Genomic DNA, 25,830 nt, shown 5'->3' with positions numbered 1-25,830 from the left:
GGAGCGACAAGCATGCCAAACTCGTAACGCAACGGGCCAAATCTATATTAGCGGCCGACCAGTCATTCTTTAGTGCCACCGGTCCAAATACACGAATCCGGGGCGTCGAATTGCATGAACGGTTAATGCGGGTGTTGGTAGAAACGATGCTGGCACCGTGTGAAGGTGGGTGCTTGACCGTTACCCAAGCCTATCAAGTGTTCTGCCGGCTAGCTGAACAACGCAACCTCGGGCAGTTAAAACGCTCGATGTTTAGAGAAACAATGCGCGATCTGATCAAGGAAAGATATGGAATGTGCCTGCGAAACGATGTGCCAGATGCGCTAAACCATCACCAGCACGCTTGGAAGGGGGTGAAATTGATTGAGACCGAAGATCTAGCTGCATGAAAATCCGGTTGCGGTATATGTCCGTTCAGTGAGTTGAGGTGCAACTACCTCGGCATACGTTCCGCAAGCCTTACACCTAAGAACGTAAGTTTTCGTTGCAAATATCCCTGCAACAAGCGACTCCGAACGATTCCCTTCCACTTGCATAATTAAGCACTCAAACTAAGGTCTTGATAGTGCGCTCCAAGTCACGACGGTTGATCAAGGCCACTACCTGGACGCTATTGGGTAACAGCCGGAACAGCAGACGGTAATCCGTGCCAATCCGCTGGCGGGTAATATCAGGGCATTCGATCAACCTCCGGGCTCCCGCCAAGCCAGCAGGTTCACCACCCGCAATCTGTCCGAGCGTAACCATGGTCTTGCGAGCAATATGGCGTGGTAGATTCCGCAAGGTCTCCTCGAATTTTCGCGGGAATTCAATCAAACGAACAGGTTGACTGCCAGAAGGTTCGTCCGGTAATAACCACGTTTCCTCCTGATCTTTCGTCTCGGTAGCTGGAGAAGCAGCCTGGTTGCCGCGCAAGGCTTCCAGTTCACTATGTGCCTTCTCCAGGTCGCGTCGAAATTCATTGCGCTCGGCGTGGGTCTGTTTGAGCGTGAGCTTCACTTGTTCCAGTTGTTGACGCAGTTCGGCTAGATGATGGGTCTCTTCAGCCGAAACCAAGGGTGCAGGTGAGGCGGCTTCGCGCTTGGCCTTTTTCTCCTTTAAATGCAAATCACGCTGGAGCCGGGCCAAGGTTTCCTTAAGTTCGGCCACTTCCCTGGCTTTATTCTCTAGTTTACGCTGAGCCTTGCGATAAGTGGTTGCCTGTTGGTCATCGTCATCGTGCGGCCGCTCTTTCACAAGGCGTTTGTCTAGCAGATCACTACAGGGATCATCGGGTGGGAGGTGCGCTTCATCCCGCAGTTCGATTACGCTCTTCAACAGCATGGAGGCTTGGCTGTCCGATACAAGTGGTATCACCCCACGGGCGATAAACACGCCCAGCCACTGAAGTTTCCGGTGGCGGAGCATCCAAATCGGTAGGGTGGAAAGCGCGTCCTCATCCTTTTCGTCAAGCAGACTGAAGGCCTTATCCTCAAGCAGCTTTAAAAGCACCGCTGGATCATCATCGTGTAACAATAGAGCAACGCAAAATTTACGGTTCTCATTCGTGAGTAGCGGTGGGTAGGTCGGTAATTGCATTAGCCGCTGCAGCGCAGCCTTATCCCTTTGATATACCACCCAAAACACCGAAAAGGTCCATACATCAAATAAGGATTCCGGACAGCCCAGTTTTTCATAACCGCTAATGGCGACATCGAACATTTTCAGGCCAGTCAAGTGAGCAAAATAGTGTGGCCATAAGTCGGGTTTGATCTTTACCGGATCCAACCGCGCAATTTGAAACGGCAACATTTTCTCGATTTGCTCAACGGTGACATGAGGTTCCGGCTCCTGTTCGACTTCTTCGATGGTTTTACCCGCAACGTGCGAGGAATGATGCAGGCGTTCGATATCCTTTTCCGCACAGCAGCGCTTGTATTTCTTGCCACTGCCGCAGGGACAGGGATCATTACGCCCCACACGAGCCACCGCCCGGCGCATGGTCGTGCCGCTCGCCAGGATACGTGATGGTGATGCCGCAGCTTTTGGCACCAAATCCAGGATGGACAATTCCGCCAGCTTAAACATGGCATCGCGAAATGTTTTGGTTGCTTCTTCCACCTTGGGCCAATTCTCAGCAGGCACGTCCGCATTCATTTCGCGCACCAACACCTTGAGGGTTGGATCACCGGTGATTATTGCTACCGCGGAAAGATAGGGGCTAACATGTTCGTGTTTCCAATGGCTACGGGCAAGAATACGCGTCTGAGCAATTAATTCTGGAGGCACGGGCTGTTGGCGCGTTTGGCACCACATCGCACCGACCAGCAACCCTAGCGCATGACGGTTTGGGGCCACGGTAACGGTGCGCACCGCTTCGGTCAGCGCTTTCGCCACATTGCCTTCCAAACGAAAAGCAACGCAGATCACATCCGGTTCTTGCGGTAAGAATTGAAGGCCAAGTACCAAATGCTGCGCATCCACCTTGCGCCCGGATGCCAGCGCAGCGTAAAGCAAGAATAGGAATTGTCCCTGATCACTTTGCTGGGCGGCGTTGTTGATTAACGCGGCAACGGCTTCATCCTCCGGCGGCAGGCGTTTACCCAACTCGACGATGGATTCCTGGTAGTATTTGTCGCGCCCAATGTAAACGGCGAGCGAAGCGTCAAGGGTGTTCACAAGACGTTATGCGTAAACAGACGTGATGCGGTACGGTTCATGAGACGAGTTTATTTCGAGGATAGAACCGTGGCAAGTTTCCATTTACGGTGCGCGCGGAATTTGGTGTTTCTGCTGCCGTTGCAGTGCATCCCGGTTAACCTAAAAAACGCTGTAAACCGGGCTGAATTGGGGCGCACAGGCGTTTTTTCGGTCATGAAAAATGGGGTTGGGGTGCCTGATCGGCAGCTCTAATCGAAAATTTGGCGGGCGGGCGGCCAAAATCCTTTAAGTAACCCGCCCCCAACTGGCCTCACCTGCCCAGTTTAAATCACTGGGATCGGAAGTTTGGCCAGTAAAACGCGTAAAACCGCCCAGGACGCGTCGGCACTGAAACCAGGGTGGATGACAGCGGAGGTGTCGCCGGTAATAGGTCTCAAAGTCTCACGTCTCACGCCGTTTCCACTTTTTCCCATCGAGCACAAGCTGGGAGACGACCTTTGCTTTCATACGGTAGAACGTCGCCCGCGATATGCCATTGCGCAGCGCCACCGTTTCCCATTCAGTTGTGGTCAGTGGCTCGGTCAACCAATCCAATATATTTACCGCCTCCAGCTCCGGGCTCAAATCATCCCGCACTTTCATCATAGGATAATCCCATTGCACCACAAACGGCTCCGCCTCAACCAAATTACGCAGTTTCGTCTCCACCACAAAGCAGCCTTCGGTCTGGCATTCGGTCACCGTCACAATGGTATCGGCATCCCTGGCAAACACGCCTGACCCACTCATGCGGTCCATGGCTTTCTTTTTGGACTGGTTGCCTTTGGTGAAATGATGGGCATACACCACCGCCGCGCCCGTCTCCACCATCAAGCGCTCCATGCTATGGCACAACACCCCAACCCCACTCGCCACATTTTCCGAACGTCCCACCATGAGTTTATAGATGGGATCCACAACAATCAGTCCATAGCCCGTTTGCGCCCGTTCAATTATCGCATTCAACATCGCCGCCGAATCCAAGGTCAGCCCGCGCAACGTCCAAATATCCAAATCGCAGTTCACCTGCTTGCAGCGCATCATCGTTTCCAACCGTTGCTTCATGAACACCGGATGAATCTCCAGGTTCACATATAAAACCCTGGCCGGTTTGGTCGGCCATTTCAGAAACACCGTGCCCGACGCCACGCTCAAGGCCATGTCCAACAGCAACCAGGTCTTACCCGCTTTGCTGGAGCCGGCCAGCACGCCTTTGGTCGCCTGATGCAGCAGCCCGCAAATCAGTTCCTTGGGCATGGCGTGTTCCTTGGCCAACAATTCCCGGGCCGTTTGAATAGGGGGAAGACTCGTGACGCTGGAAGCCTCGGAAGCGATGGATATAAAGTCTTCGGACGACTCCACCGAATCATTCAATGTATTCATAGGGAAAGAGTGCTGGATAAAAAAGAGGGGCGGACATGGCTTGCACCAGGTCCGCCCCATTTGCCGCCTGACTAGCTCTGGGTAGCCGCCTTGGCGATGGCCTGCAAATCACCCACCGTCATTTCCCAGTGCTTGCCCTTCTTGTTGTGCTTGATCTCGCACAACACCTTTTGACCAACCAGCGCCGTCTTGTTGAAACGCACCAGGTCGCTGTCACCCAGTTTCCGGCCTACAATGGCGCTGGCATCCTTCAGGAACTGCGCCTTGCCACGGCCATTTTCCAGCATATTGTAGCGCTTCTCCACCTGGAACTTGCTGCCGGCCTTGTCCGTGTCCTCCAACTCGCCCGTGAGCTTGAGCGCTTTCGTCGGCGTCCCATCCTCTTTCTTCCCGTTTTCCATCACCAATCCCGTGATCGTTGCGGTCCGGAGGCCCGCCGGGGCCAGCGTCGGCACTTCAACAATCGTCAGGAATTCACTATCGTTAGTAACTTCAACCGTATTCGAGTTATTAGTCATAATAAGATGCTGCCTGTATTTTGTGCGGTGGCGGCAACCCGCATTGGTACACCGTTTAATATAGAGTGGGTACCGCGCCAATTAGGCAACTCTACCGGCTTTCGCTTAAGCTTTTGGTGACCGGAGCCTGGTGATCCTGGCCACGAAGCATTCATTATCGGTTAACCACCTCCATTCTTGGTTTGAGCGGACCGGCTGGTAAATTGTGCTGCATTTGTCGTTCGCTATTTCGGTCTTTTCTTGGGGTTCCCTTCCACTGGCCATTACCAGTTTCAGTTCCGCCCTACGTAATACCAATCGCAAAGGGTTGGGACTTTATTACAATTAAGATAACGAACTGGCAGAATGCTTATGGAAAGGCACTTGCAATAGAAAACGCGCAGCGAATAGGTGTGCTGAATGAAGAAAATCTGAACTAGGGCTGAGGCGGCACGGACGTTTGATACGTCATGACAAACGGTCCTGCTAAACGAGCGGCCATCAACGCGCCATATTGTTCACGCAATTGGACCAGCCACTTGCGCTGTACTTTAGCCAATGATTCGGGCGCTTGCTTAGTTTGCATCGCTTCCTCATAGAAATCATTCATGACCAGCGCCGTGTATTTGTCGGAGATGGGCCAGAGCGTCATCAACAGGTTCTGGGCTCCGGCCAGCATAAAACCACGGCGCAAGCCCATCACCCCTTCACCGGCCTGCGCTTTGCCGGTGCCGGTATCGCACGCTGAAAGCACTACCAGCCAGGTTCCTTGCAAATCCAGCAAGCCTACTTCCTGTGCGGTTAGAATACCATCATTCAAGGAATCTGGAGTTTCACCGCGCTTCCAAGCATCTAACGTCACTTGCGCTCCGGCTAAAGCCAACCCGCTTCGCTGCATCGGATTCTTCAAGGATACCGGACGCCTCACTCCCAAGGTTTCTGGCAGGTTATTCGTGGACATTATCGATGGCAGATAAAAGCCATGCGTTGCCAGATGCAGCACATACGGAGCCTGAAGATGATGAATTTCCACTTCCTGCGCTTCTTGACCAAGCAATATCCGTGGTTCTAAATGCCAGCGAGCGGCATTGGTTTTCAAGAAATCAGCCTCTCGCTCCGTTCCCGGCAAGGGCAATAGGTTTAGATTTGTGTAATCTCCACGATTCAAGTCTGACATGCCCAACCGCACTTGATTGACTAAGGCCAGATTTGCCTTCGGCATTGCCTTGAACAGCGGGTTGGCAAAGATAACCATATCCCGCCCTGGCTTTGCCCTGCTGCCCACCACTAGGTCCCGTCCGCTGGCCACATATTGAATTGCATATTGTTCCCCCAAAAACTGACCAAGAGGGTTTACCAAAGTCGCAAAGCTTAAGAAATTGAGTTCAGCATCAGGGGAGAGAATCACCGTACGGATAGTCTTGGGCAGGTTCTTTTGGATCGGCTGCCATAATTGGTCATGCAAGGAACGTAGCAAGATTGGCTCGCCTTGACCCCTGGCACGCATTTGGACCGCATAGGCCCTCAGATTCGTTTCAATCAGATCAGCCCGTCCTAGCGCCACCCAGATCGGCTCATTGGTCGCGTTAAGATGGCTGCCAATTAACACCGCGCCATAATGCCAGACAAAATGATTGGTTCCCAAATATTGTTGGTACCGAACGAATTCAATCAATACGGCATTCTTTGGCAGTTGCGCCTGCACATCCGCCAGCGTCAGCTTTAGCGATCTTCTGGTCTGTCCACTGCGGGCGACGTTTTGTGCCAGTGCCTTTTGCTGCGACTCCAACTCCGCCTCCATCTTTTCAAGGTTAACCAGTCTTTGTTGGTGTTCTGCCTCATTTTTGTCCTGGGTTACCGTCTGCTGCCGAATTAATTGCCGGCCTTGTTCTCGTATTTGTTGAATCTTGGCCTGAATCTCTGGGTTCTGAGAGGATTGAGCCACGATCCAATCTTCCAGTAACGATTCCAAAACGATTCCCTTGTTATGCAACAGTATTCCCGCCAATTCCTTGGCTTGCCCCAAGTTTGCGAACAGGGAGTACGGATCGTGCATGTTTTGATAAGCCAGTCGCTGCGTTTCGGTGGTAAATGACAAAATCTGGCCCAAGTTTCTGGCCTCGGCATCGCCGGTCCGCCGAGCCAAGGACAGTATTTCAGGTGTTACCGTCGAGTCCATCATCCAGAGCAACCAGCTTATGTTTTGCAGGGCCGCGAATGTATTGCGATGGTCGGAGCCTAAAACATGCTCCTGTATGGCCAGACTGCGCGCTAATAATGGTTTCGCCTTGGTTGGCTCCCGCATGGCAATCAATAACAACGCCAGATTGTTCAGGACCTTGGCCGTATCGAGATGATTCGTGCCGTACACCCGTTCCATGATTTCCAGGCTGCGCTGATACAACGGCAACGCTTTCTGGTAATCCCCCATGCTTTGGTAGGTCCCAGCCAAACCATTCAAGGTCGTCGCCACTTGCGGATTATTGGTTCCCAAACGAGTCTCCCTGATCTTTAGGGCGCGCAGTTGAAGCGCCTCTGCCTTGGCATAATCGTTCATGTCCTCATACACCTGCGCAAGGTTACCCAGGCTGATGGCGGTCTCAAGATGCTCCGCCCCAAGCTTCGTCTCGCGAATTTTTAAACCGCTTTCAAACCACAACAACGCTTTCGCATAATCACCCATTTCGTAGTACAGGGAAGCCAGGTTGTTCAAAGCTATGCTGGTGCTGGGATGATCCGGGCCAAAGGCTTTTTCTTTGATCGCCAAAGCGCGTTCAAACAACGACGACGCCCGGGCGTATTCCCCCATCGTCTGATAGACAACCGCCAAATTTTCCAGTGCCACAGCTACGTTCGGATGATCCGCCCCCAGACTCTCCGTAAACGCTTTCAAACTGCGTTCGCAAAAGTGAATCGCCTTTCGATAGTCACCTGTCTTACTGTAAAGCATCGCCAAATTATTCAATGTATAGGCGGTATCGACATGGCTTGGCCCCAACGTTTCTTCCCGTATTTTCAGGCACCGCTCAAACAGCGGGGCCGCCAGCGCATAGTCACTCTGGGCATAGTACAGGGAAGCCAGGTTGTTCAACGTATTCAGGGTGCGGGAATGATTGGCCCCAAAACCTTTCTCCAAAATCTCCAAGCTGCGCGTATAATGCGCCAACGCTTCAGCGTAATCCCCCATGTCCTGTTCCAATGAGGCCAATCTGTTCATGGCCATCGCCGTCAATACGGCTTCCGACCCCACGATTTTCTCATACATCTTCAACGCACGTTCAAAGATAGGTTTTGCGCCGTTCCAATCTCCCACGGTAGCGTAATTATTCGCCAGCCACATCAGGGCGGTAGCGGTATTGGTGGATTCACCGTAACGAGTTTCTGTGGCCAACGCCCATTGTTTCGTAATGGGTAAGGCGTCAGCAGCCCGGCCAACTTGAAGGAACAGTTGGAATTTAGCTTGGGCATCATTCAACTCCTCGATACTTATTAAAGCTGCGGTATTGAGCTCCGCTGCCCCTGTGACCAAAGCGATGCCCAAAGATAGGACCAACTGAAAAATGATGCCTGATCTATTGAGCACAGCCTTAACGCTGCCCCTGCTGTTTAATCCAGTTGCCAACCTCCCGCAACACGCCCGGCAACTCTTGCTCATCCGTTAAGGAAAACGACTTGGTCACGGGCTGGTCTTTGGCATGATATAGCACGTCTACTTTACCGTGATCCCGGTCGTATATGACTTTGACTACCAGCTTCTTAGCATCTAGTTCACGCCATTTAGCTGCCGCTGCGTTGTCACTGAACGTCACCAGCGTCGAAGCCAAACCAGCGTTAGTCATGGCTTTGGTTGGGTCTTCTCCTGTCCCACGCACACCACCAATCGTATCTAACATAGCGAGTTGGATTTCTGGTTGCGACGGCTGTACTTGGCGGACAGCCACAATCGCGACCATGAGCACGCACGTAGCCATCGCCAACCACATTTTCCATGACCAGGTTGGCTTAGGTCGTTCGGGTCTGGCAAAGGTCTGAACCACCTTCGTCTTCAACCGTTCCTCTGCATACAACGGCAGTTCAACTTTAGCAGGGTAGTTCATGGCGTGAAGCATCGGACTGACTTGTTTAGCCAATCGAGCCTGTTCCTGTAGCTTGGCGTATTCCGCTTTGGCATTTGGCTGGGTAGTGAGCCATGCTTGCAATTCTTCCCGTTCCGCCGCATTCAACTGCCCGGCGCCTTCCTGCATCACCAAATCAAAAAATCGTTGCTCGTTCATAGGCAGAATAGGCAGCGGATCAGCGTTAAGAGTTCCGCTTGCAGTTTAGGTTGCTGACTCATTTTGCTCTGAAGCACGCCCAAGGCCCGCTTCAAATATACGCCCACCGACCCCACCGCCAGGTTTCGCTTGGCCGCAATCTCTTCGTATTTTAACCGATCAAAGAAGAAATCCTGTATTATATCATTCCATTCCGGCTTGAGATCCTTTTGCAGGCCAGCCAATACAACTGCCAACTCCGATTGATGCACCCGATCCAAAGCATCCAGGGGATCGGGTGGATCGATCACATCTTCATCGGGCTTGTTTAACGATTCAACCTTTCCGCTGCCGCGTTTCTTGGCCAACTGTTCGCGGATATGACTGATCGCCAGACGTTCAGCAATACAGATCAGCATCGGCTTTAGCATCTCCGCAGAACTCAATTCCTTGACCTTGTCCACCAGTTGTTCAAGGGCTTCAATCGCCACATCCTCAACATCGCCGGGAAAACTGGTGAGTTTTTGTTGCGCCGCCGCAAAGGCATAGGGGTAAAAGGAGCGAAAAGCGGCTTGCCAAGCATCCGCGTCACCCTGCTGTAATGCGCTCAGATCAATTACTTCCACAAGGCAATAGGTACTAAAACGCCCCGCGCCTGACAAGTTGGATTGCAGGCAAAATGCAGTTATACGGATTCCAGTCGCGGTGTTCATCTAATCGCTAATCGCAAACCGCCGCCGTTTTGTTACAAGTTTTTGTGGCAGGTAGTCTCAGGTCTCAAACAGTTTCAAGGAGATTTTAAGGGACTACTATTCACAACTCGCTTTATTCAAAGTAGATATAACCAAGCCATTGCAATGAAGTCTCGCTAGAGTCATGTCTCAACAATAAACTATAGTAAGCTCATCCAAATCTGCTGAACTATTTTTCTGTCACAGAGGGCAAGTGTATTTCTTTGCCCTCATGATCTTGATTTTATACCTGAGAATTTAGTTTTGCGGATTAAAGGATAAAGGGTAGTTTGATGGCATGCTTTTTGGCGCACATTGTTCTACTGCTGGTGGTGTTCATATGGCTCTGGTTAGGTGCCAAAGGATTATGGGTCATGTGTGTCAGATATTCGTGAAGAGCAACCTCCAATGGTTCGGCAAGCCGTACGCCCCGGAGGACCTGAGCCGCTACGCCAACGAACTGGCCGCGAGCAAGCTGGCCGCCGTCTTTGGACATACCGGTTACCTGATCAACCTCGGCGCACCGCCCTCGGAGAATCGCGACAAATCCATCAAATCCCTGGTGCAGGAAATTCAACTGGCGGAATCGCTCGGCCTGCCCTTCCTGGTGCTCCATCCCGGCGCGCACCTGGGACAAGGTGAGGCGGTTGGGTTAAAACAAATCATCGCGGGATTGAACGAAGTCGTCCGCCTGACACCCAAATCCCCGGTGCGCATCGCGCTGGAAAACACGGCGGGCCAAGGGACCTGCCTGGGCTACACCGCGACTCACTTGGCGGGAATTTTCGATGGCGTGGACCACCCCCAGCTGCTCGGGCTCTGCCTGGATACCGCCCACTTCTTCGCCGCCGGCCATGACCTCCGCACGCCCGACGGCTGGGCCAAGGCGATCCGGGAATTGGACAAGCTGATTGGCGTGAAACAAATCCTCGCGTTTCATTTGAACGATTCCCAGACCGATTTGGGCTCGCGCGTAGATCGTCACGCGGGCATCGGCCAAGGCAAAATCGGCAAGGAAGCCTTCCGCCACATCGTCAACGATCCGCGCTTCATAAACCATCCCGGCTGCCTGGAAACGCCCAAGTCCGAGGACCTCCACGAGGACGTTGAGAACCTGGCGGTACTGCGATCCTTGCTCAAAACGACTGCAGCAAGCTAGCCTGCCTTGGCTGCCCCTGCTTCACCGGGTGAACTCCAAGACTATCTTTCGCGAAGCGAACGCCTTATTGGGGGGCATCTGATTCGTGGCGGGCTTGGGAAGCCAACCTGACTTTCCCGCACCTTTTTCGGCGGTTTCTCGCCACGCAAATAGTTGGCATTTTGCCTGCTATCGGTTGGCGTCTGTATATTGAGGTCACAAGCAATGTGGACACTTGTCAATGGGAAGCCGCGCGTAACGTCCGGGGAATTGATTTCCATCGGCTGACGCCACACCAACCGCCCGTCCTTCCGGTTAAAATGAATTTGATGAAACCACTCACCCCTCGGGCGGAAAAGCGGACGTGCAGACGCGATTTCACCACCATTAAAAGATTGCTACGTAAGCCACTTTCTGCCAACTTATTAGCAGCGCAACTTGGGTTCTTAAGTACGGACTCAGGTTCCTATATTATTAAGTTACGAAGATGTTACGAATGAAATTGTCATCCTGCTTTCCGGCTGGTTGTTTTGGCTTTGTTTTTCTGTGCCTTGGCTTGGCCACATCCACCCATGGACAGGCCACCAATGGCATCTTTCGCGAGGTGTACACCAATGTTGCCGGCACCGATGTGCCGAACCTGACGAGTGCGGCGACATATCCGAATTCGCCTGATATCACCAATACCATCACGTGGGGGCTGGAACATGTCACCAATTTCGGAGGCGCGTTTGGCGTACGGCTGCGTGGCTGGATCCGAGCGCCGATTGGCGGCAGTTATGTCTTTTACCTTTCGGCCAATGATTCTGGAGATTTTTTGCTGAGCACGGATGAAAACCCGACTAATAAGATCATCATCGCCTCTGTATCAAATGCATGGTCCCATTGTTCCAGTAGGAATTGGGTGGTTACCGGCACTCCGCTGCAAGTAAACCAAAAATCCTCCGGGCGGACCCTCACGGCGGGAAAGCTGTATTATTTTGAAGCACTCATGAAAAACGGTGGCGGCACCGACAACCTGGGCGTAACCTGGCAGCGACCCGGTGATGCCGTTCCGGCCAATGGCGCCCCGCCCATACCCAACACCAATTTGACCTTCCAATACGCCCCCATCATCACGGCCCACCCGACCAACCAAACGGCTTGGGCCAGTTCCAATGCCAGTTTCGAGATCAGTGTGGGCAATATTTTCGCACCCGCCTATCAATGGCAGCGCAACAGCAACAACATCGCCAACGCAACTAACGCGACGCTGACTTTGACCAATCTGCCAATGACGAATGATCAGACGTACTACCGCTGCGTTGTTTCAAACAGTTTTGGAACGAATGTAACGCTAAACGCCCGCCTCAACGTGCTGGGGATTCCCGCCGCACCCACCAACCTGGTGGCAACGGCGACCAATGCGCAAGTCCTCCTGACGTGGAGCACCACCACTGGCGCCACGAATTATAACGTCAAGCGCGCGCTGACCACTGGCGGCCCTTACAGCCTCATCAAAACCCTGGCATCCGCCAGTTTCACGGACACCAACCTCACCAACGACGTAACCTATTATTATGTCGTGAGCGGGTTGGGCTCGGGCGGGGAAGGTTCCAATTCTCTGCAAGCCGTCGCCACCCCTCATGGGCCACCGCCAGCACCGTTGGGGTTGACTGGAATTTCCACCAATGGCGGTGCCTTGCTGATTTGGAACACCGCCACCAATGCCATCACGTACAATGTGAAGCGCGCCACGGTGACCGATGGCCCGTTCACCGTCATCACCAATGTGACGACGACCAATTTTACGGATGTGAGCACCGTCTATGGAACCACCTATTACTATGTGGTATCGGGCCTGGGCATCGGCGGTGAAGGGACGAATTCTTTGGAAGTAATGGTGGTCATCGGTTCCCCGCCGCCGGCTCCGCTGGGACTCACCGCCACTTCCACCAACGCACAAGTATCGCTCGTTTGGAACAGTTCGCTGAACGCCACCAATTACTATCTGAAGCGTTCCATCACCAATGGAGGGCCGTATCTTACCGTGGCAACATTGGCTGCCACGAATTACACCGACACGGATGTCACTAATTTTGTCACGTACTACTATGTCGTGTCCGGTGTTGGCCTTGCGGGGGAGGGAGCCATTTCCAGCCAGGCCAGCGCCATGCCGCAGGCCCCACCGATTGCCCCCTCAGGCCTGACGGCCACCAACAAGGATTACGTCATCAACCTGAGTTGGAACACGGTTTCCAACGCGACCAGCTTTAATTTGAAGCGTTCATTGGTGAATGGCGGCCCTTACACCACAGTCAGCAACCTCACGACCACCAGCTATGCCGACACCAACGTGGTCAACTCGAACACCTACTATTATGTGGTCTCTGGGTTGGGCATCGGCGGTGAGGGCACCAATTCCAGTCAGGTCAGCGTGAATTTGGCGATCGATGGCCCCGTGGTGTTATCGGCACGGGGGGGCAACCAGATTTATCGCGCCAGACTGGTATTCAACAAAGCACTGTTGGCATCCACGGCCACCAACCTGGCTAATTACGCGATTGACAATGGCCTGCAAATTCTGGGGGCCACGTTGGAGTTCTCCACGAACGTAAACCTGGCTACGTCACCGCAGGCCGAGGGTACCAATTACACCATTACCGTGAACAACGTGCGCGACAGCACAGCACAGACCAACCTGATGGTGCCCAACAGCACCATCGCCTTTCAAGCATGGCGCTACACCAATGGTTTTTTGCTGAGCGAAATCTACACGAACATTACCGGCAGCACCGTGGCCAACCTCACCAATAACACCCGTTATCCCAATCTTCCCGACCGGGTGTACTATACCAATTGGGCGGAAAGCGTGAGCAACTACGCGGATTACTATGGTGTGCGGTTGTCAGGATACTTTGTACCCACCAACTCGGGCACGTTCGTATTTTATCTGGCAAATGATGATGAGGCCGCGTTCAATTTTGCGACCAATTCGTACCCCAGTAACGCGGTCAGACGCTTCACCAGTCTCGGCACTTCCACCGTCTTCCGGGACGCGTATTGCTGGACCAATGACCTGGTGGCCAGCAACCGCTATTATTTTGAGGCGTTGCTCAAAGAGAACACCGGCAACGATTATCTACGCGTGGGCGTGCGACTACCTGGAGTTACGACCAACACTACCGTCCTGCCATCCATCACCAATTTACTTTATGGCACGTACGCCATGCCGTATTCATTTGTGATCGCCAGCCCATACAGCCTCAGTGGAAACGAGTTAGGTTCAGTGACATTCTCTGTGAGTGCGACCACCATGCCATCGGCAGGACAACCTTTCCTCCGCTATCAATGGCAAAAAAACGGCACCAACATCGCCAATGCCACCAACCTGACCTTTACCGTCACCAATTTGACGGTCTTCGATACCAACAACGCCTGGCGTTGTGTGGTCAGTTCGATGTTTAGCTCCTCCAATTCGGCCAATGCGTATGTCACCAATATCGCGCCGGATTTAACTCCGCCCACGGTCGTTGGGTGGACAACCTACGGAACCAATGGGTTGTTACTCACCTATTCCGAACCGGTTTCGGACGCCACGGCCACCAATCTTGCAAATTACTTGGGCACCAATGGATTCTTGATTACCGGCGCAATCATCAAGAGCGGCACCAATGTATTTCTCACCACCTCGCCCCAGCAGGAGGGAAGCAATTATTCGTTCACGATCAATGGCGTCAAAGACAAAGCCTACGCCAGCAACTCCATCATGGCCAACACGGTGCTTACGTTTGACACCGGCAGTTATGTGGCAGGCTATTTGAAACGGGAATACTACACCAACATCACCGGCGGGTCAGTGGCCAATCTGACCGGCAGCACCAAGTATCCCTATTCGCCCGACTTCATCAATTACACCAATATCGCCGAGACCATGTTCACTAATCAGAGCGGGACACGGAGTTTTGCGGATAGTTACGGGATGCGCCTCTCCGGCTATTTTGTGCCGACCAACTCGGGCACGCACATCGTTTACCTGATGAATGACGATGACGCCCAACTCTTCTTCAGTACCAACGAGAGTCCCGCCGGTTTGCAGTCACGATTAAGCGCCACGGGTGCGCAGGCCTATTATAGTGACGTCCGTTCGTGGACCAACACGTTCACGGCCGGCAATCGCTATTATTTTGAGACCCTGTTCAAAGAAAACAATGGCAGTGATTACCTGTTAATGGCGGTTCGCGTGCCCGGCGATACGACTCCCACACTATCACTGCCATCCATGTCCCCTGCCCTTTTTGGAACATACGTACCGCGCTTGCGAATCAACCTTGCCAGTCAACCGGTGAATACCAACGGGACAGAACACAGCCCGGTGACCTTTAATGTCGCGGCGAGCGTCACGACCAATTATGGCAGCATCTTCCTGACCTACCAGTGGCAGGAAAACGGGACCAACATTCCGGGCGCCACCAATGCGATGTTCACCACGCCACCACTGGAACTTTCTGATTTAAATCTCCCATGGGTATGCCAACTGACCGCACTCAATACGATTTCCAATACCGTACCCGCTTTGATAACCAATATTGCGCCAGACACCACTCCGCCTTATGTCGTCTATGGTTTTGGAGCCGGAACCAACCATATCACCGTGATTTACTCGGAACCGGTCAACGCGCAGACCGCAACCAACCTTTCAAACTATGTCGCCAATAATGGCGTCACCGTGGTAGGTGCCCAGCTTGATGTGGATGGGCGTACTGTATTTTTGACAACCACCCCGATGCTATGGGGTAGCACCAACACGCTTTGGATTAGTGGTGTACAGGATTTGGCTTTATTGGCACCCAATACCATTGCCAGCAACACGGCGGTGACCTTCCTGGTTTCGGATTATGCACCATTTGTGATCGGCAGCGCTGCCAATGCGCGTTACTCAATGAACAGCAATGGCTGGGACTTGGCCATTACCAGCGCAGGTTTCCTGGGCACGGGTACGAATGATCAATTTCTGTTTGGCGCCCAACGTTGGCAGGGAAATTTCGATTTCAAAACCCGGATTGACACCCTGAATCCTGCCAATCCGTGGTCGCGCGCCGGCCTGATGGCGCGCACCGCCCTGGCGGATGCCAGCGCGTTTGTGGCGGTCTGGGCTTACCCGAGTCTGAATGGGTGCAACCTGCAATGGCGTTCCACGCCGACGGCCGCGCCGACGCAAGCGGGAAGCATGCCTGTGAATTCTCCCTACCTGTGGCTGCGGCTGCAACGCTCCAATGACCTTTTCCAGGGCTATGGCAGTTATGACGGCCAGAACTGGACCAGGATCGCCGCCACCACCGTGGCTTTGGGCAATCCCATCTATGTCGGCATGGCGATCAGTAGCTGTAACGCCACCAACGGGATGACCGCTAAATTCAGAGATTTGACGGATGCAACGGGAACCGGCTTGGGCAGTTCCACCAAACTGCCGATGGAACCGTTGGGTGCCAGTTCACGACGAACGGGATTGACGTTCAGCGAGATCATGTATAGCCCCATTGCTCAACCCGGGACTAATAACGGTCTGCAATTTATAGAAATTTTCAATAGCGCCTCTCTGCCCGAAGATCTGACTGGCTATCGGTTAAGCGGCAGTGTGGACTACAATTTCCCAGCCGGCACATTCATCCCGGGGGGCGGATTTCTGGTGGTGGCTCGCTATCCCATTGCAGTACAGAATTATTACGGTATCACCGGCGTGCTCGGACCATACACCAACAGTTTGCCATCTGGCGGTGGCACCATCCGTTTGCGCAATGCTGCGGATGCAATCTTGTTGGAGGTCAACTATGACAACAAAACGCCCTGGCCTCTGGCGGCTGATGGCGTCGGTCATTCCCTGGTGCTAGCCCGGCCTTCATACGGAGAAAATGATCCGCGCGCTTGGATGGCTAGTGACTGCATTGACGGCACGCCGGGGCGTTATGATGGGTATAGCCTCGACCCGCAAAAGTCAGTGGTGATTAATGAAATTATGGCGCGTCCGGACAGCACCAATCTGGACTACATCGAATTGTATAACCGCAGCGCCCAACCAGTGGATATTTCCGGATGCGTTCTCAGCGCCAACGCCAGTGCGTTACTCCTGCCTGACAGCACCAACGCCTACCGGTTGCCTGCTGCAACCATTATTCCGGGGGGCGGTTTTCTGTGGTATGATCGCAACCAGCTCGGATTCGGGCTCAGCCAGGATGGTGAAATCGTATATTTTGCCAATTCCAACCATACACGCATTCTGGATGCGATGGCATTCGGCGGACAGTTGCTGGGAATATCCACCGGGCGCACACCTGATGGCGCCGATTCCTTCCGCATTCTAACCACGCCTACCCCCGGCACCAACAACTCCGGCCCACTATTGCAAAGCATCGTGATCAACGAAATCATGTACAAACCCATCTCCGGCAACTCGGATGATCAGTATGTGGAATTGTACAATCGTGGTTCGACAGCGGTGAATCTCAGCGGTTGGCAGTTAACCGACGGCATCAGTTTCACCTTCCCGGCCAACTCGATCATTCAGCCCGATGGCTACCTGGTAGTGGCCAAGAACCTGACGAACCTGCTGGCGCACTATCCTGGCACCCTAAACACGTTTAACACGGTGGGGGACTTCAGCGGATCGCTTGCCGGCAGTGGGGAACATGTCTCCTTGCTGATGCCTGATTTGGCAATCAAGACCAATACCTTTGGGCAATTGACAACCAATGTTATCTGGGTGGCGGAAAACGAGTTAACCTACGGCCGTGGCGGAAATTGGGGAACCTGGGCCAATGGTGGCGGTAGCAGCTTGGAACTGGTGGACCCGCATAGCGATAATCAATTTGCCGCCAACTGGGCGGACAGCGATGAAACCGCCAAGAGCCAATGGACCTTCATTGATTACACCGCCACGATGGGCGAACCAAACTCCGCATGGACAAATGACAACCTCCACGTGTACTTATTGGACCCCGGTGAGTGCCTAGTGGATGAGATCGAGGTTTATAATGCCAACGACCCTGCTAACAATTTACTGGGCTCGTATGGGACGTTTGAGGATGTGGTGTTGACAAATGTCACGCTGGCCTTATCGGGTAACACCAGTTTCATCAATGCCGTCACCAACTACTGGATGAATCAGGGCGGCTATGATCAATCCACCATTGAGGTTGGTAGCGGCTATGACGGTGGCAACTGTCTCCATATTCGTGGCGCCTGCCGTGGCGACACCGGACCCAACAAAATCAAATCCCCCAACTTCAGTCCAAAAGCATATTCTACCAATGCCATTACCATCCGCGCCAAAGCAAGGTGGTTGCACGGTTGGCCGGAAATTTTATTGCGCGTTCATGGCGGCACCCTTGAGGCGGGAGCCAGGCTGGATGTGCCCTTGGACCTTGGATCTCCGGGCGCCCCCAACAGCCGCGCGTTGCCCAATACCGGTCCGGCCATCTACCAGGTGGTGCATGCCCCCGTCTTGCCAGCAGCCAATCAAAACGTATTGGTCACCGCGCGCGTCAGTGATCCGGATGGGATTTCCGCTTTGAACCTGATGTATCGCATTGATCCCGCCACCAATTTCATCAGCGTGCCAATGACCGATAATGGATTGAACGGTGACGCAGTGGCAGGCGACGGTATCTATACCGGCATGCTCCCCGGACAAGCCACGAATGCGGTGGCCGCCTTTTACCTGCAAGCGGTGGATGGACTGGGCGCCGCCAGCGTTTTCCCGAAGGATGTCTTTCCCACGCCACCGCTGGACCGTTGCTTCCCGAACGATTCGTATTCACGAGAATGCGTGGTGCGCTGGGGCGAGTTGCAAATGCGCGGGACCTTCCCCACCTACCATCTGTGGGCGACGCTCAGCTCTTCCAATCGCTGGGCCAGTCGCGAACCCCGCAGCAACTGCGGCGTGGATGGCACCTTTGTGTACAACGACTATCGGGTGGTTTACAATGCAACCCCTCGCTATTCGGGCAGTGCTTTTCACCGGCCCAATCAAACCACCGGGCCGGGTGGATCCAGTCGGTGCGATTATGACATCGGGTTGCCCGATTATGATATGGTAATGGGAGCCAGCGGCATTTCCGTGGATCTGCCAGGAAACGGCAGTGGCAGCAGTGGATCAGATCCCGTGGGGCTCACGGAGCAAATTCCCCACATTCTATTTAGGAAGCTCGGAATTTCATATAACCAGCGGCGCTATGTTCACTTGTTTATGAATGGCACCCAACGCAGTGCAATTAGTGCTGTGGCTGGAAACTTTGTTTTGGAAGATACCCAGCGCCCCGATGGCGATTTGATTGGCGAATGGTACTCCGGCGATACCGGCGGCGAATTATTTAAGTTGGATGATTGGTTTGAATTCAATGATGTCGCCACCTCGTTCAGTAATAACGACGCCGATTTAACCCGCCGGTATATTACGGTCAATGGGGTTTCCAACGTGCTGGATACGGCACGCTACCGCTACCAGTGGCAAAAGCGTGGCTATGGACCAAGTGACTCAGTGATATCCTATACCAATTTCTACCGTTTGTTGTGCGCCGCCAGCCCAACCTCAGTGGATGCCGCCCCAATCAACTATCCATTGTTCAATTCGGTGGCCAACCTGGATCAATGGGCCCGGGAGTTCTCCGTTCAACGCGTGGTAGGGAACTTCGACTCGTATGGTTTTGAGCGCGGCAAAAATAATTCCTTATACCTGCCGGCATTCAATCGGGTTGAGGTCATTCCCTATGATGTGGATTGGTCCTTGGGCTTTGGCAGTCGCACCACTAATCAGTCCCTTTTTAACACCGCTGATGCCCGGATCACCGCGCTATATAATGTGCCGGAATTCCGGCGTGCCTATCTACGCGCCCTCCAGGAATTGATTGATCTCTATTTTAACAATGCCTATCTCGACCCTGAAATGGATGCAAGAATTGCGGTGTTTCAGGCCAACAACGTCAGCTATGACCCAAACGGCATCACTACCAATAAAGTATATGTGGCTGGCAGAAATGCCTATATCCGCAGTCAGTTAGTCGGACTGACCAATACGTTCAATGTCGCTACCCCTTTATATCTCGAGACCAATAACAACTTGATTACCATCACCGGTGCTGCGCCCGTGAATGTGCGCGGCATTTACATCAATGGGACGGATTATCCGGTAACTTGGGCGACTAATTATACCAACTGGAGCCTGAACGTGGTTCTGAATCGCGGTACCAACCTGGTTAAAATCCAAGGCTATGACCAATGGGGTAATCCGCTAACCAATGCACTGGTTAGTCTGGTTTTGAATGTGACGAATAATATTGATCCCGAAGCCGGCTTCCTGGTGATCAATGAAATCATGTTTAACCCGTCCGTGAGCAACGCCAGTTATGTGGAGTTGTTCAACCGCTCCACCAACACCAGCTTTGATTTATCCAACCACCGACTTAAAGGTGTGGGGTACGATTTCCCGGCGGGCACCTTGCTGGGACCGCGCAGCTTCCTCGTGCTGGCCATGGACACCAATGCCTTCCAACAGGCCTATGGGACCAATATCACACCCTTTGCCCAGTTTCCCGGAACCTTGCAGTCAGATGGTGAAACCCTGACGCTGGTCAAGTTGGGGGTAACCACCAATCTCGACGTGATTATTGATAAAGTTAAGTACGACACCATCGCCCCTTGGCCATCCATGGCTGCCACTCCCGGCTCCGGGCAGGCGTTACAGTTGATTGATGCGGCCCAGGACACCGCCCGAGTTAGTAACTGGAGCGACGACGCTGCCATTGCCAGCTTCACCCCGGGTGCCACGAATTCAGTGGCGGGAACCATTGCACCCTATCCCTTGGTTTGGCTCAACGAAGTCCAGCCGAACAACCCGGATGGTTTCAAAGATAACACCGGCACGCCACAGCCTTGGATTGAATTATACAACAATGACACCAACACTTTATCGCTGAATGGCTATTATTTGGCCAACAGTTATACCAACCTCAACGAATGGGCGTTCCCTACCGGCACGGTCATCGCCCCAGGAGAATTCAAAATCATTTTTGCCGATGGGCATCCTGAATTGAACACCGGTACTGTGCTGCATACCAGCTTCCGGTTGAATCCCACGAACGGCTCGATTGCGCTCGTCCAGGATCAGCGCATTCTGGATTACCTGAACTATTCCAACATGTTGCCCCGTTATTCCTTTGGTTCCTGTCCGGATGGCCAGTTATTTGATCGGAAAACCTTCTATTATGTGACTCCTGGAACGAATAATAATGGCTCTTTTCTGCCGCTTACCGTGCGTATCAACGAATGGATGGCTGGCAATACCCGGACTCTCCTGAATCCGTTAAACAACAAGTGGGATGACTGGTTTGAACTATACAACTATGGTACTAATACGGCGGATTTGAGCGGTTATTACCTGACCCGTTATACGACCAATAATTTCTTATTCAAGATTCCCAATGGTTATACCATACCCCCTGGCGGCTATTACCTTGTCTGGGCCGATAAATTGGACGCCCAAAATTCCACCAACCTGCCGAATTTGCACGCGAACTTCAAACTCACTAAATCCGGTGCCTACATCGGACTGTTTGCTCCAGATGGTTCACCCGTTGACACAGTGACTTTTGGTGCACAAACCAGTGATATCAGCCAAGGACGCTATCCAGATGGTTCCACCAATGTGTTCTCCATGACCAATGCCACCCCAGGAACCGCTAATGTCTTCGCAAATCTCAATACCAAGCCAACCCTGGCAGCCATCCCGAGCTTCACCAATTCGGCGGGCGCTTTGATTACTTGCACGTTCTCTGCCGTGGATACGGATCGGCCACCACAGACCCTGACCTTCTCGTTGGATACCAATGCCCCGACAGGTGCTACGGTTGATTCAGTAACCGGGGGTTTTTCATGGACACCGCAACCCTTGCAAGCGGGCATCACCTACACGATTACAGGCAGGGTTACCGACAATGGAGTACCACCGATGAGCGACGCCAAAACCTTCCAGGTGAAGGTACTGCCGCCGAATTCACCACCAGTCATTTCTCCAATTGACGCTCAATACATCAATGAGAACGCGCTCTGGACCTTTGCCGTTCCAGCCACTGATCCCGATCTGCCTGCCCAAGTATTGACGTATGGCTTGTTGGCTGTTCCCACCGGGGTCACAATAAATACCAACTCTGGAATCTTGTCGTGGACGCCCACCGAAACCCAGGGGCCATCCACCAACTCAATCACTGTCATGGTGACGGATAATGGTGTTCCAGCTTTAAGTGCCACCCAGGCTTTCACCGTGGTGGTGCATGAAGTCAACCAGGCACCAACGTTGGCACTCATCACCAATATCGTCATGGATGAGTTGACCACACTGTGGGTCACCAATCATGCGACGGATGCGGATTGGCCTGCCAATAACCTCACCTTTAGGCTATTGAGTGGCCCCACGAATACCAGTTTGAATCCAGTCACCGGTGTGTTCTCGTGGCTGCCCACCGAAGCCCAAGGCCCTAGCACCAACCTGGTAAGCATCGCTGTGACCGATGATGGGCTACCCCCGCTCAGTGCCACTCAAAGTTTCCAGATCATTGTACGGGAAGTGAACAGTACGCCCTATTTTACCAACAACCCAGGCGTATTGTTTGTGAAGGAACTTTCCACCCTGACATTTACGAACTACGCCACGGATGATGATATTCCAACCAACCGCCTGACCTTCGAGCCGTTGTCAGTTCCCAGTGGAATGACTCTGAATACCAATACCGGCGTGGTCATTTGGACACCGCCGCTCGGGGCCGCCAATTCAAGCAACACCGTAGTGATACGGGTGTATGACGATGGCCAACCCAGCCTGAGCGCAACGCAATCTGTGCTGGTGTTTGTAACCGCCGCCAGTGACCCACCACAACTGTCAGTACCGGCCTCGCAAACGATAGATGAGATGGTGCTCTGGCAAGGCACCAATTACGCTTCCGATCCAGATATGCCGGTTCAAACGCTGATATTCTCGCTGGTTTCAGCGCCGCCGGGATTCCAATTAAACACGAATAACGGCGTAATGGCTTGGACACCCACCGAAATGCAAGGCCCCGGCACGAATCACATTACCATCGCGGTGACGGATAACGGTACCCCACCATTAAGCGTCACCCAGAGCTTCACGCTCTATGTCCACGAGGTGAATCGCGCCCCCACCCTGACACCGATAGCCGACCAGGTCATGGATGAGTTGACCACACTGGTGATTACCAACCTGGCAAGTGATCCGGATTGGCCGGCGAATAAGCTGATATTTACACTCGTTTCCGCTCCGACGAACGCGGTGGTCAATTCAACCAATGGCATCTTTACGTGGACTCCCACCGAAGCACAAGGCCCCAGCACCAACCTGATAAGCATCTGTGTGACCGATGATGGAACACCCCCGTTAAGCGCCACCCAGAGTTTTGTCATCGTCGTGAATGAAGTGAATAGCGCGCCTTACTTCACCAATGCCTGGACCAACTTGACCGTGCGCGAACTGGCTACACTGACGATTACCAATCGGGCAAGTGATAACGATCTGCCAACCAATACGCTGACGTATGAACTGTTGTCTGCGCCATCAGGAGTGACACTGGATGCTAACTCAGCGGTATTGACGTGGACCCCGGCGTTGGGTTCGGCAACCACCACCAATACCATTGTCATGCGCGTCACCGATAACGGCCAGCCACCCCAGAGTGCCACGCAGTCCATCACCATGGTGGTAGTACCCGCCAATTATCCTCCCGTGCTCACTGTCCAACCGGTGTGGTACACCGATGAACTGAAACCGTTTGAAATGATTCTTTCAGCCACCGATCCTGATCCGAATGACATCCTAACCTTCCAGTTGGCATCCGCCCCCGAGGGCATGACGTTATTCGCCGGGGCCTGGCTTCAGTGGACCCCCACCGAAGCGCAAGGCCCGAGTTCCAATTTTATCCAAGTGGCGATTTCGGACAATGGCTATCCCCCCATTACCGTAACTCAAAGTTTTGTCGTCATCGTCCGGGAGGTGAATCAGCCGCCTAAATTCTCCAACTTGAACAACCGGACAGCGTTTGAAGGCATCCCGTTCAATTGGTTGATTACCGCAACCGATCCGGATCTGCCAGCCCAGACCTTGACCTTCTCGCTCGAACCAGGAGCGCCAACCGGGGCCATCATTCAATCCAACACGGGGCTGTTCTCCTGGACCCCAACCAAGTCGCAGGGCGGCAGCAACTATGTGATTGGAGTGCGGGTTACTGATGATGGAACACCGCCTTTGAGTGATGCCCAGTCTTTCAACCTCATGGTGATGAAAACCAATAGTACACCAGTGCTGACGGTCCCGACCAACTATTTTGTGACACCGGAGGAACAGTTGTTGACCTTCACCAACTTCGCCACGGATTCCGATCTGCCGGCGCAAATTTTGACTTTCTCTCTGGACGCCGCCCCTACAAATGCCTCCATCAATCCCTCGAACGGGGTCTTTACCTGGACCCCCACCGAAGCCCAGGGACCGGGTACCAACGTCTTTGGCATTGTGGTCACCGATAGTGGAGTGCAGCCGTTAAGCGCCACTCAAACCGTAACTGTGGTGGTTCTGGAGGTCAACCGCGCCCCAATCTTCACCAACAATCTGGCGAATGTGGTGATCCAGGAACTTTCGACCTTGGTCTTTACCAACCAGGCTATGGATCCCGACCTGCCACCCAATCAGCGATTCTACGCATTGTTATCCGCCCCAGTCGGCGTAATGCTGGACACCAACTCAGGAGTGCTGACTTGGACTCCGTCGTTGGGCACGGCCACCAGCACCAATCCCATTATAGTGATGGTGTATGATGACGGCATACCCAGTCTGAGTGCCACTCAAACCATTGACGTGGTGGTTATTCCTGCCAACCATGCGCCGCAACCTGGCGTGATACCGGATCAAACCATCATCGAAGAACTCCCCTTTAATTTGACGATCACCGCCACCGACGCCGATGTTCCCGCCCAGAATCTGGTATTCTCGTTGGCCCCAGTCGCTCCCACCGGTGCCGTAATCCAATCCGATACCGGCTTATTCACCTGGACGCCAACGGAAATCCAAGGGGGAACCAATTATACCATCACCGTACGGGTAACGGATAATGGCCTGCCGCCGCTAAGTGATTTCCGGTCCTTCAATATCATGGTACTGAAGACCAATAGCGTCCCAATCCTGGTCGTGCCGACCAACTACTTTGTGATCATCGAGGAACAAGTGTTGCGCTTCACTAACCTGGTGACCGATACCGACCTGCCAGCTCAATCGTTCATATTCTCGCTGTTATCCGCCCCTACCAACGCCACCATCAATACCTCCAACGGTGTCTTCGCCTGGACACCCAGCGAAGCCCAAGGCCCTGGTAATTACCTCGTTGGTGTGCGAGTGACGGATAATGGCATCCCGCCACTCAGCGCCACTCAGTGGGTGACGATTGATGTATTGGAATCCAACCTGCCACCAGTCCTTACCCACTTGGCCAACCAAGTCGGAGAGGAAGGCGTCAGCTTAATGGTGCAAGTCACTGCCACCGACCCGGACATTCCGACCAATATACTCACCTTCAGCCTGCTATCCGCCCCCACCAATGCCACCATCAATGCCAGCAATGGGGTGTTCAGCTGGTCGCCATTACCGGGACAGGATTTAACCAATGTGATTACCGTGCGAGTGACTGACAATGGAGTGCCGCCGCTCAGTGATACCCAAACCTTTAGTGTCTTCCTGAAACTGCCACCGCTTTCCTTTAGCAGCACAGCCACCAATGGTAACCTGAACTTGAATTGCCGTACTTTCCAAGGCTTCACCTATCAGGCTCAATTCCTGGATGATCTTTCCGGAAACTGGACAGTTTTGGATAACTTTGTTGCCACCGGCGGGGTGTATCATCTGCCCATCAATATCACCACCAACGGCCACGGTTTCTTCCGCCTACTACGTTTGCCATAACACCCTGAAGCGTTGACAACCAACTTGTTCGGAGACAAAATTGAAAAGTGGATAGCCCATGGCTCGGCCCTGCCCTACCTTGAAATAATCCGGGAATATGATTGAACAGCCTTCCCCTTGGAATCGTCCAATGGTGGTTAATTTGCTGGGTAATAAA

General features: G+C 53.2%; 8 protein-coding genes and 1 pseudogene. 3 read left to right on the top strand and 6 right to left on the bottom strand.

The features are described from left to right. Positions 1-389 (top strand): hypothetical protein (locus tag WCO56_12570; protein MEI7730402.1); only part of this gene is annotated, 389 nt, incomplete at its 5' end. A 1,507-nt stretch (positions 390-1,896) separates the two neighbouring features. On the opposite strand, the pseudogene WCO56_12565 reads toward WCO56_12570, so the two are convergent. From WCO56_12565 to WCO56_12540, 6 genes and pseudogenes are all read right to left on the bottom strand, one after another. Further along, positions 1,897-1,974 (bottom strand): annotated as a pseudogene (locus WCO56_12565) (SEC-C metal-binding domain-containing protein). 1,107 nt (positions 1,975-3,081) lie between these two features. Continuing rightward, positions 3,082-4,062, bottom strand: coding sequence for an AAA family ATPase (locus WCO56_12560; GenBank protein MEI7730401.1), 981 nt, complete (start codon positions 4,060-4,062; stop codon positions 3,082-3,084). Between the two features lie 71 nt (positions 4,063-4,133). Beyond that, on the bottom strand, positions 4,134-4,580 hold the full coding sequence (locus tag WCO56_12555) for a hypothetical protein (GenBank protein MEI7730400.1): 447 nt from the start codon (positions 4,578-4,580) through the stop codon (positions 4,134-4,136). Between the two features lie 415 nt (positions 4,581-4,995). Further along, positions 4,996-8,214: a CHAT domain-containing tetratricopeptide repeat protein gene (locus WCO56_12550; protein MEI7730399.1), complete on the bottom strand. Its 3,219-nt coding sequence runs from the start codon at positions 8,212-8,214 to the stop codon at positions 4,996-4,998. Further along, positions 8,147-8,833 (bottom strand): hypothetical protein, encoded by a 687-nt coding sequence (locus tag WCO56_12545; GenBank protein MEI7730398.1) that lies wholly within the window; start codon positions 8,831-8,833, stop codon positions 8,147-8,149. The genes WCO56_12550 and WCO56_12545 overlap by 68 nt, the downstream gene beginning before the upstream one ends. Next, on the bottom strand, positions 8,830-9,525 hold the full coding sequence (locus WCO56_12540) for a sigma-70 family RNA polymerase sigma factor (protein MEI7730397.1): 696 nt from the start codon (positions 9,523-9,525) through the stop codon (positions 8,830-8,832). Before WCO56_12540 ends, WCO56_12545 begins: the two co-directional genes overlap by 4 nt. Positions 9,526-9,841: 316 nt before the next feature. Between WCO56_12540 and WCO56_12535 the strand changes: the two genes are divergently transcribed. Next, positions 9,842-10,702: a deoxyribonuclease IV gene (locus WCO56_12535; GenBank protein MEI7730396.1), complete on the top strand. Its 861-nt coding sequence runs from the start codon at positions 9,842-9,844 to the stop codon at positions 10,700-10,702. 475 nt (positions 10,703-11,177) lie between these two features. Then, the gene (locus WCO56_12530) at positions 11,178-25,673 is read left to right on the top strand and encodes a lamin tail domain-containing protein (protein MEI7730395.1); all 14,496 of its coding nucleotides are present in this window, start codon (positions 11,178-11,180) and stop codon (positions 25,671-25,673) included. Positions 25,674-25,830 lie beyond the last annotated feature (157 nt).

This window comes from Verrucomicrobiota bacterium (assembly GCA_037139415.1).
Taxonomy (GTDB): Bacteria; Verrucomicrobiota; Verrucomicrobiia; order Limisphaerales; family Fontisphaeraceae; genus JBAXGN01.
This window is presented reverse-complemented; position numbering and strand designations above follow the sequence as displayed.

Bases quoted from the DNA above. Each gene is read 5' to 3' on its own strand.
- WCO56_12550 (MEI7730399.1), bottom strand. From the start codon at position 8,214: ATGAGCAAGAGTTGCCGGGCGTGTTGCGGGAGGTTGGCAACTGGATTA.
- WCO56_12540 (MEI7730397.1), bottom strand. From the start codon at position 9,525: ATGAACACCGCGACTGGAATCCGTATAACTGCATTTTGCCTGCAATCC.
- WCO56_12560 (MEI7730401.1), bottom strand. From the start codon at position 4,062: ATGAATACATTGAATGATTCGGTGGAGTCGTCCGAAGACTTTATATCC.
- WCO56_12555 (MEI7730400.1), bottom strand. From the start codon at position 4,580: ATGACTAATAACTCGAATACGGTTGAAGTTACTAACGATAGTGAATTC.
- WCO56_12535 (MEI7730396.1), top strand. From the start codon at position 9,842: ATGCTTTTTGGCGCACATTGTTCTACTGCTGGTGGTGTTCATATGGCT.
- WCO56_12530 (MEI7730395.1), top strand. From the start codon at position 11,178: ATGAAATTGTCATCCTGCTTTCCGGCTGGTTGTTTTGGCTTTGTTTTT.
- WCO56_12545 (MEI7730398.1), bottom strand. From the start codon at position 8,833: ATGAACGAGCAACGATTTTTTGATTTGGTGATGCAGGAAGGCGCCGGG.